We start from the raw sequence: 14,745 nt of genomic DNA on the forward strand, positions 1-14,745 counted from the left end.
ATAAGCTTGACCTCAGTCCAGCATACTGGTTATAAAGTACACAATGTGGTGACGATATAGGTCAGCCATGCTAGAATATTGCCATTTATGCTCGTTTGTGTATTCCCTTTTGTTATATATACTAGGATGTATTTATCATGACCGTTATTCAGTTTATATTGATTGCCATTGCCGCGTTTATCGTGCTCGCAGGGCTGTTTATGGTCATTCGTAGCTTTAAGCGCCGCGGTGCTACCGAAGCTGCTGCGGTCAATTATGATAAAAATGGTATTCCCATCATACCGCGTCACGAGCGCAACATCGTCGATCAGCCAGATCTCGATGATACAGTCGCAGGCGAGACGAGCATCGGTCCAGATCGTAGCTACTTGGATGCCGTCGTTGAAGAAGATCCATTGACGCAAGCGCATACCAACGTTGATGCTCAACTAACGGCTGATCGTGACCATGTAGCAGCTGACGATCATGACGTAATCGATGAAGCCGACTACGCGCGCTGGCAAGAAGAGCAACGCCGTGCCGATAGTGCTGAGTTTGTAGAAGTCGCCGATCAGATGCATATCGAGCAAGAGCCTGATGCGTTCTCTAGCCTAATGTCAGCGACCGATAGCCTGATGCCAACTATCGATACGGCAGAAGAGCCAAGCTTCGATGACAATAGCCCGATACTGGATCAGCATCTATCAGAGTCAGGTGATGATGCGCAAAACGGCCCGTTGATTAATGCCAAAGACAATATCAATATCACCATCTTGCCGCACCAGTATCGCGATCGTCCAGCGGCGATTATCCGTGGTCGTGACCTGCTAGCGTTGATTGATAAATACGGCCTACGCTATGGCGCGATGAATATGTTCCATCGCTACGAGCAAAAAGACGGCACGGGTATGTTGTGGTTTAGCATGATGGGCATCACTGATAGCGGTATCGCACCGTTTGATCCGCATAGTGTTGCGACCAATACCTATAACGGTGTCGTCGTGTTCTTGTCATTGCCGCATCCACAAGCCGTGCGCAGCTTCGATAGCATGATGAGCATTGCTTATATGATGGCAAGCGACCTTGACGCGATTATGCTTGATGAAGAGAACGAACCAATCACGCCTGAATACAAGCAGCAGCTACGTAACCAAGTCCGTGATTATGAGGGCTAGCAGTGTAAAGGCTAAAAGCTGATTAATAGCAGAAATCATAAAAAAGGCAAATAGCGCTTAACGTTGTTTGCCTTTTTTAATGGGCTATAGTTTCTGCAAAATGCTAACCATAGTAGACTGATCGAGCCTGACACAGTATCTGATTTATATAGGATTGACTATACCGAGCTTCCTACAAACTTGTTATCATATCGACATCTTGAATTGCAAAAAAGACGCCGACTATGACTGACTCTACCTCATCAAATAACTCTAAAAACCTACCTGCTCAAGTAGAAAATCAAGCACCTGCCAAATCTAATGTGCCTAGTCCGACCGACAGTAGTACCAATAATAGTGCAGAGATTGTCTCAAAAATGCGTGCGCTTATTGAAGCGATTAAGACGCATAACTATGCCTATTACGTGCTCGACAATCCAATTTTAGAAGACAGCGAGTACGACCAATTGCGTCGCTCGTTGCTTGAGATTGAAGAAGAATATCCAGATTTGGTGCAGCCAGACAGTCCAATCAATCAAGTCGGCGATATGCCACTATCGGCCTTCACTCAAGTCACGCATGATATTCCGATGCTGTCATTAGGCAATGTCTTTGAATATGATGATTTGCGCGATTTTATGCGCCGTGTCAATGATCGCCTCAGCGACTCGCAGCAAAACCCTGAATACGAGATGGAGCTAAAGCTCGATGGACTGGCGGTCTCACTGAAGTATGAGCATGGTAAATTTGTCCAAGCGGTCACGCGCGGTGATGGGCAGACCGGTGAAGATATTACCCAGAATGCTAAGACCATTCGTAACTTGCCCCTATGGATAGCTGATGCTGCTGATATTGAGTTGCTAGAAGTGCGCGGTGAAGTATTGATGCCTAAGGCAGGCTTTGAGCGTCTTAATCGATTGGCAGAAGAGAATGAGGGCAAAACCTTTGCTAACCCGCGTAATGCCGCTGCTGGTAGCTTACGTCAGTTAGATCCAGCGATAGCAGCCAGTCGTCCATTGGCTTTCTATGGCTATTCGGTCAATCAGGGTTTGCCTGAGAATATCGACACTCAGTCAGGGGCGTTGGCATGGCTTACCGAGCTTGGATTTACGGTCAGCGCCGTAGAAGTGGTAGCAAATCCACGCGCCGCCCAGACCTATTATGAGTCAGTGATAGAAGGGCGTAGCGATCTGCCATTTGAGATTGACGGTATGGTGATTAAGGTAAACAACCTTGCGTTACAGCAGCAGTTAGGCTACCTATCACGTGAGCCACGCTGGGCAACCGCTTATAAATTCCCTGCCGAAACGGTAATGACACGTCTCAACGATATCGAATGGCAAGTTGGCCGTACGGGTCAAATCACACCAGTCGGCAAGCTTGAACCTGTCAAAGTTGGCGGCGTCACTGTCAGCAATGTCACCTTGCATAACTTTGGCGAGATTCAACGTTTAGATGTGCGCGCAGGCGACACGGTCAGCGTTCACCGTGCAGGTGATGTCATCCCAAAAGTCACTCGTGTCTGGCACGATCAGCGCCCAGCCGATAGCGAGCCGGTCACGCTACCTTCGACTTGTCCTGTCTGTGACTCTCCTGTCGTGCTGCCTGAAGATGAAGCATTGGCGCGCTGTACGGGTGGGCTGTTTTGCCCAGCGCAGCAGCAAGAAGCACTTATTCATTTTGTCTCACGTCGTGCCATGGATATCGATGGACTTGGTGCAAGTTGGCTGATTAGCTTCTTTGAGCATGGTCTGGTCAAAACCGTTGCTGATATCTATCAGTTGCACAATCATGCGGATGAGATGGTCACCTTTGAGAAACTGGGTGAAAAATCGGTACAAAATATCATTAACGCTATCGAAGCCAGCAAGCATACGACATTGGCTCGCTTCATCTATGCACTCGGCATCCGCGGTGTCGGTGAAGGTACGGCGCAGAACTTTGCCCAGCAGTTTGGTGATTTAGATAGTCTGATGGCGGCGAGTATCGAGACCCTGATAAAAACCCCAGATGTCGGAGAAATCACTGCCGAGCTGACCTATAAGTTCTTCCGTGCGCCGCACAATATCGAAGTGATTAATTCATTGCTTGAAGCTGGCGTACATTGGGATAAGGTCGAGCAAGTCGCCTCAGAAGGGCTCCCACTCGATGGGCAAACGTGGGTCATCACGGGTGCGCTCGATAGCATGGCGCGTGATGAAGCCAAAGCCAAACTACAAGCGTTGGGTGCAAAAGTCTCGGGCAGCATCTCTGCAAAAACCACTGCGCTACTGGCAGGGGATAAGGCTGGTTCTAAACTGACCAAAGCGGAAAAATTGGGTGTGAAAGTGGTGGGTGAAGATGAGTTTTTAGAGTTGGTTAGGGAGTAAATGATGAATATTGATGAATTAAATGGTCTCGATGAAGTGACTCAAAAAGAAGTTGAGAAGTTACTGAAAGTGACGCGTGAGAAGAATGGAGATGAAGAATATATAAGTGCTCAGTTTGAGCTAGAAGACTACATGGATAAGAATAAAAAATATGAATTAGGTGTGAAGTATTTAAAGAATATAAGAGAAGATGATGGTGCTATTTACTATAAAGCATTAATACTTATATTTGCTAATCAATACTTTTTTATGAATGATTTAGATGCTTCTTATGACTCTATAGTTGAGTTCTTAGAAGGTAGTGAATATGCTTTTAATGGTGTGAAAGAGGACACTTTTGATAGTATAAGAGGCGATGCTTTTGGGGTTGCAAAAAAATATTTTTACCAAGAAAACTATATAAAATCTCTAAATTTATTTAAATTAATTGGAGGTTCTTACTCATATCAGTCCAGTTGCTACGAAAAAATATGTAAATTAAAAATGAATATTGAGACTAAGAAAATAGGAGAGATGAGTAACGATTTGAAAGGCAAGGTAGAGAAAATTATAGACATCTTAAAACTAGATTTTCTTCCTTTATCAGAAGACGAGCAAGCTCCTGAAAGAAAACTGGCACACTATACAAGTACATATACAACCAATAAGCTGCTTTCTAAAGAAAAAAATAAAGACAAGCCAAGCGCTTTTCGTTTAAATACCATCAATAATGTTAATGATCCTAGCGAAGGTAAGTTGCTTACAAACTACCTTGAGTCCGTGAAAGAGAACTCTTTTTATAAGCCTGATTTTGATGAAAGGTTACATGCGTTTATCAGCTGTTTCACTTTCAACCATGACAGTTTAAATCAGTTTCGATTATATGGAAAAGAAGATAACAAAGAAGCTTCTGGTGTTAGCTTGGTTTTTAATAAAGATTTCTTTAAAGAGAATGACTCCCAGTCCTGTATGAACAATATATTTATTAATAGAACGATAAAAAATGTAAAAAATAATTCAGATGAAGGTGATAGTTCAGCTAAGAGAATAGAAAAGCAATCAGTCATGAGATGCGTTTATATTGATCCTACCTCCGACTATATCCATCTAGCTCAACGCAACCGGTTAACATTTTTCCGTGAGTTTGGTCGTGAAAATTTGGAAGGAGGTAGTATCCCTAAAGCTGAAATTGAGTGCATTGAATATGAGAATTATATAGACAAGAAAACCGAAGATTTTAGAGAGGCGTTTATAGAGTTAAAAAGTATTTATAACGATGCTATAGATAAGAAGAAATCTTTAAAAAAACTAAGTAAAGAAGATTCAGATAAAATAGATAGCTTACTGGATATGATAATCTTACCTCTAAAATATCTAGTCAAACATTCAGCTTTTCAAGAAGAGCAAGAATGCCGTATGGTATATATCACCTCACTTGATGACCCTAAAGTTAAAATGGATTTTGGCAAGTTTCTATACGTAGAGTACGAACCAGAGGTAAAAGCGAATTTAGACAAAATTTACATCGCACCAGCTGCAACGCAATATCAGCCTTACTTAGCGAAGCTATTATGTGGTACGAATAGTTTAGGAAAAAAAATAAAAATCGAACTCTCAAACAATCCTTACCGCCATACTTCGTAATAAAATAGTAGCGTGTGTCATATAAGTCAAAACACACGCTATTAATCTTTACTCACTCATTTCCCCATGCGCCTTCACATCACCTTTCTTACCATCTGGCTGAATCACGATAGGTAGCACCAGTCCTTTGGCAAAGTCATCAGACAGCACATAATCATAGCGACTGGCAGCGACATCAGGCGTGGTATGAATGATAAGCGTCATCTCATTGCCATCGGTTAGCTCATGTGAGACATAGGTTTCGCTCAGCTGATCTAATGCTTTCGATAGCGCTTCGTTACTTGCCATGCTCACCGTCAGATTATGCTGAGCGGTCGCAGCGTCCACTTTGAAGTAATCTGCATAGTCTCGGACGTTTTGACTATCGATGGCAAACGGATACTTATAATTGGTAGGGTCAGCAGGCTTTGCACCGCTATCTACCAGTGACCAGTCGATGGTATCGGCTGCCGATGCAGTTGGATCTGTTGCTGTCTCCGCAGTTTGCTCAGTGGCATCGACGGAATCGGTAGCATTGTCACAGCCTATTAGCGCCCACATGCTTGCCGTTGCAATTACCATCATACTTATCAGACGCTTTGCCATCGAGTTACCCTTTTGATTGTTGGTCATGATTGATTTGCTCTATCTGCTATTTTGACAGCTTTCTTTGTGCTTCTCTAGCGAAATACATCAGATGGTAAATTTTGATATAGGCGATCCTTTATAAAAGAATGACAACGTTAACCTCGCTTGCAGTATCACAGTTATATCTGCACTCGGCTGCCTTGTACCACTTTTAAATTGAATCAACTATATAGTCAAGTCTATATAAATCCGCTACATCGTCATCCTCGCTAAGCGTACTAATGTATAAATTGCGCTCGGTTTCCTTGTGTCGAAATTATATTGAACTGACTATACAACTATCTACCTGATACTGTTTTTTATAGCCACCTTTATACACGTATCAAACGAACACGCATAAAAAAGCAGCCACCATATAATGACTGCTTTTTGTTTATTACGACTATTTGTCTATTACGACATGAGCGTATCTCTAGCTGATTAGATTTGGCAGTTTACTTGGTATTCTTTACCATCAGCCCATTTCATCGCAAAAATACCTTTGTCACCTTTCATGTGCCATGCATAGACGACTTCTGGGTTTGAGTCGTTTACATAGCTTGCGACTTCGCCTTTCACTTTACCATTTAGGATGATTGGCTGCTCAGCCCATTTTACTTTTGGTAGGGTAGCGTTGAGCATCACTTGTTCTTTATTGATAGATTGCTTTGCCATGATTTTGCTGTCATCGGTACAGGTGTACGGTGCTGGTGCCATACGATCATAGGCAGCGGTTACTTTTTCTGGAACTGGCGTATCAGTTGCATCTGGGGTAGTGGGTGCGGTAGTCGCACAAGCGCTCAATAAGGCAAGGACTGGTAGGGTGGTCGCAATTTTAGTTATCATTTTCATAGTGCTCTCCAAAGCTTTTCGCTGATGTCATTTACTTGTTCTTAATGATGCGTTTAGCATATGAGGGTTATAGTAGCGAAAACGAACTATTTCAATGTTAGAAATTGTTCATTACCTGTTAGCTTCGTTACCCAACCGCTGTCTAATGTAACTTGCAATTTGCGACATGGTGAAAAGTAAGCCGTGTTAGCTATGAAGTGCGCGTCTATAAAATTGGTGCATAAAAAAGCGTCTATCACCGAGTGGCTGATAGACGCTTTTGTTTTACTTAACACGCGTTAGATTGAGCGTGTACTTTTATACTATGAACATTACTTGCTATGAATACTACTTGGTTTTACGTGGTGGCAGACCAGTATGCTGAGTCTGGAAATTGCCTTTGCTGACTTTCTTCTTACTGTTGTTTGACGAGCCATTACTACGCTTCACTGAGTCATTGCCAACACGGCTATTCTTTTTGCGCGCTGACTGATAAGTATCTTGCGCGGCATCACGCCCTTCTAAACTGGCGTTAAATGGTGGAATCAAGCAACCACGATTTTTACCAATCAAGTCACTACGACCCATGTCTTGTAGCGCTTTACGTAGTAATACCCAGTTTTTTGGATCATGATAGCGCAAGAACGCTTTATGCAGTTTGCGCTGCTTACCAGACTTGACGATATCCATGTCACCTTCATCACGGCTGACCTTATGTAGCGGATCTTTGTGCGTGTGATACATGGTAGTCGCGGTCGCCATTGGGCTTGGATAAAACGCCTGTACTTGGTCAGCACGGTAGCCATTACTTTTGAGCCAAAGCGCAAGGTTCATCATATCTTCATCTTTGGTTCCCGGATGGGCGGCAATAAAGTAAGGAATCAGATATTGCTCTTTGCCCGCTTCTTGGCTGAACTGTTCAAACATGGCTTTGAACTGATCATAGCTGCCCATGCCAGGTTTCATCATCTTCGATAGCACGCCTTCTTCAGAGTGCTCAGGCGCAATCTTGAGGTAACCACCGACGTGATGACTGACCAATTCTTTCACGTATTCAGGATCTTTTACTGCCAAATCATAACGCAAGCCTGAAGCAATCAGGATTTTTTTCACGCCTTTGATATCACGCGCTTTGCGATATAGCTTAGTCAAATTACTGTGATCGGTAATCAGGTTTTCGCAGACGTCCGGATAGACACAAGACGGCTTACGGCAGTTCTTTTCAATCGTTTCGTCTTTACAGCTGAGGCGGTACATGTTGGCTGTTGGGCCACCAAGGTCAGATATCACACCAGTAAAGTTCGGTGCAGTATCACGAATCGCTTCTACTTCGCGCAAGATCGAATCTTCTGAACGGCTCTGGATAATACGGCCTTCGTGCTCAGTGATCGAGCAGAAGGTACAACCACCAAAACAGCCGCGCATGATATTGACCGAAAATTTAATCATGTCATAAGCAGGGATACGCGCATCGCCATAGCTTGGATGCGGCAGGCGTGCATACGGCAAGTCAAACACATAATCCATCTCTTCTGTCGAGAGTGGCACTGGTGGCGGATTGAGCCAAACGTCGATAGAGGTATGCGAGTTACCAGCACCGCTACTATGACGTTGCACGAGCGCACGGGCGTTACCTGGATTGGTCTCTAAATGCAGAATACGACTTGCATGAGCATAAAGTACAGGGTCCGATTTGACATGCTCATAGTCAGGCAGACGAATGACGGTTTTTTCACGTGGTGGCATTTTTAGCTTATGCTTACGTGCGGTCATTGGCTTATCAAAACCGCGCATTTGCACCACTTGCGTCTCTTCATCGACTTGTTCAGCGTTGATAACTTTATTGGCAACTGGCTCAGCGACAAAACCCTGATATTGCGATGACATAGATGAAGGCATGGCTTGGCCAACAGGCGAGTCCGATGGTTTGTTCTGCTCAATTGAACAGCTATCAACGTCTTCGGTCATCACATAAGGGTTGATAATTGGATCGACACGACCGACAGTATCGACATCGTTACTCGCAACCTCAGTCATGTCTTCTTGCCAATGACGACGAGTCGGAGTCAATAAATAAGCCGTACCGCGCAATTTACTCATCTGCTCAAAGCTATAGCCTTTAGACAGACCATGTACCACATCGACGATCGCACGCTCAGCATTACCATATAATAAGACATCAGCACGCGCGTCTAGCAAGATACTACGGCGGACTTTGTCTGACCAATAATCATAATGAGCGATACGGCGTAGACTGCCCTCAATACCGCCCAAGATAATAGGCACATCAGGATACGCTTCGCGGCAGCGCTGGCTATAAACGATAGCGGCACGGTCAGGGCGTTTGTTTGCCACGTTGCCTGGTGAATAAGCGTCATCGCTACGAATCTTGCGGTCAGCGGTATAGCGGTTAATCATGCTATCCATGTTACCTGCGGTCACGCCATAAGCGTAGACAGGTTTGCCCAGTTCCATAAAGGCGTCTTTGCTCTTCCAGTCTGGCTGAGCAATAATACCCACGCGAAACCCTTGCGACTCTAATAGACGACCGATGATCGCCATACCAAAGCTTGGGTGATCGACATAAGCATCACCTGAAATGATGATGACATCACAGGCATCCCAGCCCAAATCATCCATCTCTTTGCGACTCATAGGCAGATAGGGCGCAGGCTCGTAGCAGCTCGCCCAGTGTTTGTCGTAATCGAAAAGAGGTTTTGTGCCTTGTTTAAAGGCGGTGCGGGCGATGGTATCGGCAGACATGGGCGGACCTGTTGAATAGAAAAATGGCACTAAAAAAAGCCGTTATTTATTAAAAATATTAACGGCTCATTTAAAAGCGCTCATTTTAACATGAATTCAACTCACTATGCGACCTATTCTATGATGGGTGATTAATGATAAGTTATTGATAGCATGAGATAAACTGCTCATGCAAAGTAAGCTGTCAGCACAGCAAGATAATGGCAAAAGTAGTCTAGGCAGAACAGTCGCATAATTGGCGCTATAAACCTTATATTAAGTAATATTCTCCATCCTCGTTCAATTCATAATTACATGAGTACAAGCACAATAATCAAAATATGAATTTGGTTAATACTAATCATTTGTTTTCTTATACTTATGACTTTTCTTAATTTCTCATAGTAGATTTTGGCACAGGTTTTGCTCCACCCCTGTTAGGGCTTATTTGTGCACACTGATGAGTGAAAATGGTGCACCGATAAAATTTGAACGGCTAGATAAGTGTTTGGAGATAAAATGAGAACATCATCTGTTGGACTGGACACGATAAAGACATTATTAAAACTATTACAACCATTAAAACTATCGCTAAGTAATAGGCTGGTGCTAAGTACAGTATTGTTTGCAGCAATGGGTAGCGCCCAAGCTGCTGAGGCCGACACATTGACCGTGGCACAGCTGCTCGAATATCAAAATATCGCTTGGATTATCTGGGGCGGGGTATTGGTGTTCTTTATGCAGGCAGGTTTTGCTCTACTTGAGAGCGGATCAGTACGAGCGAAAAACGCGGTAAACGTGATGATGAAAAATTACACTGACATGTGTATCGGCGGTCTAGCGTTCTACTTGGTGGGTTTTGGGCTGATGATGGGTACCAATCACTCCGGATTTGTCGGCACGGATCACTTTATGCCAGTCGCGTTATCCAATATGGACTGGGCATTGATGTTTTTTCAGATGATGTTTGCAGCGACAGCGGTGACGATTGCGAGTGGTGCGATGGCAGAGCGCGTCTCGTTCATCGGCTATGCAGTCGCCGCCTGTTTGATTTGTTTGTTTATCTATCCTGTATTTGCCAGTTGGGTGTGGGGCGGATATTTCGGCGGTACAGGTTGGCTAGCTGAGCTTGGCTTTATTGATTTTGCTGGGTCTACCGTTGTGCATTCTATCGGTGGTTGGTTGGCGCTGGCAGGTATCTTGGTCATTGGCCCGAGGCTAGGCCGCTTTGCACCTGATGGCACGCCAAGACTCATCGCAGGTCATAACATGACGTTGCTAGCGCTAGGCGGATTTATTCTATGGTTTGGCTGGTTCGGCTTCAATGCTGGATCGACATTATCTATCACGGGCAATATTGGTCTAATCGCAGTCAATACTTTTGTCGCAGCAGTCAGTGCGGTGGTGAGTTATATGTTGATCTCCCGATCGCTTAACAAAGCCATTTTACTTAGCGATAGTGTCAATGCCAGCTTGATTGGTCTCGTATCGATTACTGCAGGTTGTGCGACCACAACGCCTGTCTTTGCGATTATTATCGGTGCGGTTGCTTCCGTGGTATATATCTTATCGTCGCAAGCATTATTAAAATTCAAGGTAGACGATGTGGTCTCGGCAGTGGCAGTACATGGCTTTGGCGGGGCATGGGGTACACTCGCCGCAGGATTGTTTTATACAGGAGATTTATTTAACTTATCACGGCTTGGCGTACAAGCGCTGGGTGTCGGCGTGGCATTAGGCTGGGGACTGGGACTGGGTCTAGTGATGTATAAGCTTATTGATCTAAGCTTTGGGTTAAAAGCAAGCCGCTTACATGAGCAGCGAGGCCTTGATTATACCGAGCATGCAGAGCTTGGATACCCTGAGTTCCAGAAGCAAATGTTTGATTCCAAGAGTTTAACCGAGCGGCATTTATAGGAGAGAGCTGATGAATATTGATACTCAATCCGTAGACCAAGCTGTGACTGCGATGGCAGAAGTACTTGCCGATTATCTACATCCTGAAGAGGTGCGACTGCTCAAATCACAGTGGCAGCGATACTCGACGGTCTCTGTAAAAATGATGCAGCAGTGCGTCTTGGATGCGACACGGCGCTATCCTGAGCTGCAAGCTTGTAAGTCCGATATTAGGAAAGGGTTTTGGGCTACGTTGCAAGCGGACAGTCAGCAAACAGTAGAGTCTGACAGTCACAATAGCCATAATGAAACAGTCAAAGCGCCAGTCCCTGTCTCTGAGCTGGTTTTGGCGTTTTATACTGTCATAGAAGCGCTGCGTAGCCAGCTATCAGAAACAGAAAGTCGCAATCTATTTCTGACCATGCACCAAACTGTTTCGCAAGAGCGCACCTTCAAAGGGCATAGTCTTAACATCAGTCAGTTTTTAGAAGGCAATCGCCCGTCTGTACCTGATAATGAGCACCTGTTAAATAATTTGATGCAGCTGGCTTATATATGCTTATGCGACGTTGCAGGCCCTGTCGAAGCAGATGAAATGATGTTTCGAGCAGCAGAAACCGCGAAACAAAGCTATCCTAAAACATTGGTCGAAAAGTTATTCTAAAATATTAAACAAGCACGTTACGGTCGGGTACGGAATACCTTTCGATAACGTGCCTTATATAAAGGGGCTTTTATAACGTAGCTTTCATAGTGTACCCTGATACTAGACGATGAGCGGTCTAGTAGTTTAACGATCTAATCTAATAACTGAAGCGGGAAAGTAACCACGTCAAAGGCAAGGGCAAAGGGTAGCAATACTAGCTTTTGTGCGCCATTTGGACCGCTACGAGTGACGACATCTTGCTGAGTCTGTGTATAGAAGCTCACCGTATATGGTTTGGTCAGTGCGCGATAGTTTGACTGAATTAACCCTAAGTTACTAACTTGCGGATAGATAGCGCCTTTGACAGGAACACTAAAACAAAAGCGCTGAGCATTGATACGTTGATCACTCGCTGAGGTGCACTCTTTACCGTTATTTTGCAAAAAGAACTGATAGTCTGAGCGCCCAAACTCATCTTTTAATTTAGCATAAGACAATTTCATCTCACCTTGAAAGTACCCATCATTCTTGGGTACATGAAAGCTCATGTCATTATCCACTTGAATATTTTTTTGAGACAAGTTACTCAGTAAGTTCACCATTTCTATCCCACCTTGGGTAAGAACGTAGCTGTTCTTTTCTCCTACGATAACCATTGACGCGTTTGGCATTTTTGGTAACGCATGCGCAGGACGACCAAAGGCAACAATTTGATCTTCAGACAGTATCTGCTTTGTTGTGTTCGTGGTGACATGCCCGCTATTGTCTAACAATGAGCTGGTCGCACAGCCTGAGCTGGCTAGTACCGTAGCAAACAGAGCGCCTGCTATTACCTTTTTTGAATTTAATGGGTTTAACGGTTTTAATGACGCTTGCATATTCTTCTGAGTAGCATTTGTGTGGTCAGTCATGATTAGGCTTCCTTGTCTAAAAAATAGGCTTACGAAATTAACTATCGAGTTTTTATTTCTTCTCGGATGTCTGGTGAATATCGTACAGTGTTTATATGTAACTTAGCTACTTATCATCCATTGTCATATGATAGCAACTTCAGCTGAGACGGATTAATTATAATTAATCTAGCGTGATTTTGGTTCCACTCTTGGTAAAGTTCATCACAAACTGGCTTTTGAAATTGCGTACATTATTTTCGTAAGTCAGTAAGCTGCGAGTGAACTGATGATAGTCGCTCATGTTTTTTGCATTGACCATCAGCATAAAATCAAAATCACCTGATACTTCATAACAGCTCATGATTCGCGATTGCGCATCCATCAAGCGCTCAAACCGATGTTGCATTGAGGTATTAGAGCGCTCCATTTCTATCATCACTACGGCTGTCAGGCCATAACCCACTTTGTCAGGATTGACGATGGCGACTTGTTTGGTAATCACGTCACTATCTATTAGCGCTTGTATACGCCGCTGCGCCGTCGCAATGGATACATGCACTCGCTCTGCGACAGTTTTAAGCGGTAATGTCGCATCATCTTGCAGCAAGTTCAAAATAGCTTTATCAATATTATCTAAAGTATGGCTCATATCAGGACATCCTTAACAGCAGAGTTTTCTATCGATTTTTATAAATATTATCACTAAAAATTTTAATATAAGAAAATAACGATTTATATGATATCTATTTGAGATATTTATTCATCAATGAACTTATATAGAGATAATATATCAAATCACCCTAGTAAAATAGACTATACCAATCAGAACTGCTTTAAAAAAAGAGCTAGCAATTGGTTTTTATCATCTATTAATAGCTACGGTGCTTATCATGTCTATCTCAATGCTCTCCAATGTATTCGCTAATACGCTAGCAACGACTGTTGCACGTTTGCCACTACCTGCGATTTGGACGACAGGTAGCGCACAACAACGTACATTAATATTAGGGGTGTCTTTTGCCATACTGTCCAATGTGCTATTTGGCGTACTCTATGCCTATAGTAGTTTTTTGTCGCCATTATCAGGGACGCAGGTTTTTATCTGGCGCATGCTCGCGATGTGGGCAGCGTTGGTCGGATACCTGATGGTAAGTGGACGTCTGGGATTGCACATCGATAAATTGAAAGTGTTAAGAGGCGCTAAGCAGTGGGCTTGGCTGCTATTACCTACGCCAATATTCCTTAGCCAGTTTTGGTTATTTATGTGGGCGCCAGTGAATGGGCAAGGTGTGCAAACCGCGATGGGATACTTCTTATTCCCGTTAATGATGGTGGTGTTTGGTTGTGTCCTCTTTGGCGAAAAACTAAGCCGTTTGCAATGGTTGGCAGTGGCCTTTGCTGCATTGGGCGTGGGTAGTGAAGTTATCCGTACGCAAAGTGTCTCTTGGGCGACGCTATGGGTATGCGGTACGTATCCCGTTTACTACATTTTACGCCGACTGCAGGGAATTGGCGCAGTAACTGGGTTATTGGTTGATTTAACGATATTTGCGCCTTTTGCGCTGGCTTACTTGTTCTTCTTTGCCCCAAGTAGTTTGGCGCTAGTTAGCGGCTCTGGTTTCTTTATCATGATGCTAGTAGGTTTGGGTGTGCTCAGTGTCTTGGCGATGAAGACCAATATTGATGCCAGTCAAATGCTACCAGTCAATGTCTATGGCATGATGAGCTATCTAGAGCCAGCGTTGCTGTTTATCTTGGCAGTGACCGTACTAGGTAACCCATTTGAATCAGCGATGATCTATAGCTATGGTCTGATTTGGTTAGGTATTGCGTGTTTGATTGCTCATGGTGTTGAGCAATTGCGTCAGGCTAGTAGAAAGACAGCATTATCTCTAGAATATCAAATAGCATAAAAGGTCGCTAGCTAGATGTTATAAAGGTGACCATTTTATAAAACTACTACTGTACAAGGCCTACTTTTACCAACTAGCGTTTAAAATAGTTAG

11 protein-coding genes are annotated in these 14,745 nt (G+C 43.9%); 6 read left to right on the plus strand and 5 right to left on the minus strand.

Annotated features, from left to right (window positions below; genetic code table 11):
• The first annotated feature begins 137 nt into the window (after positions 1-137).
• From ACQKCG_RS08960 to ACQKCG_RS08970, 3 genes are all read left to right on the plus strand, one after another.
• Positions 138-1,154 carry a cell division protein ZipA C-terminal FtsZ-binding domain-containing protein gene (locus ACQKCG_RS08960; protein ID WP_057758356.1) on the plus strand — a complete coding sequence of 339 codons (1,017 nt, stop codon included), beginning with the start codon at positions 138-140 and terminating at the stop codon, positions 1,152-1,154.
• Positions 1,155-1,510: 356 nt separating this feature from the next.
• The gene (gene ligA, locus ACQKCG_RS08965) at positions 1,511-3,502 is read left to right on the plus strand and encodes an NAD-dependent DNA ligase LigA (protein WP_227543707.1); all 1,992 of its coding nucleotides are present in this window, start codon (positions 1,511-1,513) and stop codon (positions 3,500-3,502) included.
• Positions 3,503-3,505: 3 nt separating this feature from the next.
• Complete coding sequence (locus ACQKCG_RS08970; RefSeq protein ID WP_201556097.1) at positions 3,506-5,125, plus strand: DUF2971 domain-containing protein; 1,620 nt, start codon at positions 3,506-3,508, stop codon at positions 5,123-5,125.
• A 48-nt stretch (positions 5,126-5,173) separates the two neighbouring features.
• On the opposite strand, the gene ACQKCG_RS08975 is transcribed toward ACQKCG_RS08970, so the two are convergent.
• The 3 genes from ACQKCG_RS08975 to ACQKCG_RS08985 all read right to left on the minus strand — a co-directional run bounded on the left by ACQKCG_RS08975 (position 5,174) and on the right by ACQKCG_RS08985 (position 9,325).
• Positions 5,174-5,737 (minus strand): hypothetical protein, encoded by a 564-nt coding sequence (locus tag ACQKCG_RS08975; protein WP_227543690.1) that lies wholly within the window; start codon positions 5,735-5,737, stop codon positions 5,174-5,176.
• Positions 5,738-6,172: 435 nt separating this feature from the next.
• A complete protein-coding gene (locus tag ACQKCG_RS08980; protein WP_134292608.1) occupies positions 6,173-6,583 on the minus strand; it encodes a hypothetical protein in 411 nt (136 codons plus the stop codon).
• 327 nt (positions 6,584-6,910) lie between these two features.
• Positions 6,911-9,325, minus strand: coding sequence for a YgiQ family radical SAM protein (locus ACQKCG_RS08985; RefSeq protein ID WP_134292609.1), 2,415 nt, complete (start codon positions 9,323-9,325; stop codon positions 6,911-6,913).
• A 612-nt stretch (positions 9,326-9,937) separates the two neighbouring features.
• On the opposite strand from ACQKCG_RS08985, the gene ACQKCG_RS08990 reads away from it, so the two are divergent.
• On the plus strand, positions 9,938-11,221 hold the full coding sequence (locus ACQKCG_RS08990; RefSeq protein ID WP_101204289.1) for an ammonium transporter: 1,284 nt from the start codon (positions 9,938-9,940) through the stop codon (positions 11,219-11,221).
• Between the two features lie 10 nt (positions 11,222-11,231).
• A complete protein-coding gene (locus ACQKCG_RS08995; protein ID WP_101204279.1) occupies positions 11,232-11,864 on the plus strand; it encodes a hypothetical protein in 633 nt (210 codons plus the stop codon).
• 134 nt (positions 11,865-11,998) lie between these two features.
• On the opposite strand, the gene ACQKCG_RS09000 is transcribed toward ACQKCG_RS08995, so the two are convergent.
• Positions 11,999-12,757: a hypothetical protein gene (locus ACQKCG_RS09000; RefSeq protein WP_134292610.1), complete on the minus strand. Its 759-nt coding sequence runs from the start codon at positions 12,755-12,757 to the stop codon at positions 11,999-12,001.
• A gap of 163 nt (positions 12,758-12,920) precedes the next feature.
• Positions 12,921-13,388 (minus strand): Lrp/AsnC family transcriptional regulator, encoded by a 468-nt coding sequence (locus ACQKCG_RS09005; protein ID WP_101204277.1) that lies wholly within the window; start codon positions 13,386-13,388, stop codon positions 12,921-12,923.
• A 241-nt stretch (positions 13,389-13,629) separates the two neighbouring features.
• On the opposite strand from ACQKCG_RS09005, the gene rarD reads away from it, so the two are divergent.
• A complete protein-coding gene (gene rarD, locus ACQKCG_RS09010) occupies positions 13,630-14,652 on the plus strand; it encodes an EamA family transporter RarD (RefSeq protein ID WP_227543691.1) in 1,023 nt (340 codons plus the stop codon).
• Positions 14,653-14,745 lie beyond the last annotated feature (93 nt).

The sequence above is a fragment of the Psychrobacter sp. NPDC078929 genome (assembly GCF_050267985.1).
Lineage (GTDB): Bacteria > Pseudomonadota > Gammaproteobacteria > Pseudomonadales > Moraxellaceae > Psychrobacter.

What these genes read in the sequence shown, in the direction of transcription:
- ACQKCG_RS08960 (WP_057758356.1), top strand. Translation starts at nt 138, where the DNA reads ATGACCGTTATTCAGTTTATATTGATTGCCATTGCCGCGTTTATCGTG.
- ligA (WP_227543707.1), top strand. Translation starts at nt 1,511, where the DNA reads ATGCGTGCGCTTATTGAAGCGATTAAGACGCATAACTATGCCTATTAC.
- ACQKCG_RS08970 (WP_201556097.1), top strand. Translation starts at nt 3,506, where the DNA reads ATGAATATTGATGAATTAAATGGTCTCGATGAAGTGACTCAAAAAGAA.
- ACQKCG_RS08975 (WP_227543690.1), bottom strand. Translation starts at nt 5,737, where the DNA reads ATGACCAACAATCAAAAGGGTAACTCGATGGCAAAGCGTCTGATAAGT.
- ACQKCG_RS08980 (WP_134292608.1), bottom strand. Translation starts at nt 6,583, where the DNA reads ATGAAAATGATAACTAAAATTGCGACCACCCTACCAGTCCTTGCCTTA.
- ACQKCG_RS08985 (WP_134292609.1), bottom strand. Translation starts at nt 9,325, where the DNA reads ATGTCTGCCGATACCATCGCCCGCACCGCCTTTAAACAAGGCACAAAA.
- ACQKCG_RS08990 (WP_101204289.1), top strand. Translation starts at nt 9,938, where the DNA reads ATGGGTAGCGCCCAAGCTGCTGAGGCCGACACATTGACCGTGGCACAG.
- ACQKCG_RS08995 (WP_101204279.1), top strand. Translation starts at nt 11,232, where the DNA reads ATGAATATTGATACTCAATCCGTAGACCAAGCTGTGACTGCGATGGCA.
- ACQKCG_RS09000 (WP_134292610.1), bottom strand. Translation starts at nt 12,757, where the DNA reads ATGACTGACCACACAAATGCTACTCAGAAGAATATGCAAGCGTCATTA.
- ACQKCG_RS09005 (WP_101204277.1), bottom strand. Translation starts at nt 13,388, where the DNA reads ATGAGCCATACTTTAGATAATATTGATAAAGCTATTTTGAACTTGCTG.
- rarD (WP_227543691.1), top strand. Translation starts at nt 13,630, where the DNA reads ATGTCTATCTCAATGCTCTCCAATGTATTCGCTAATACGCTAGCAACG.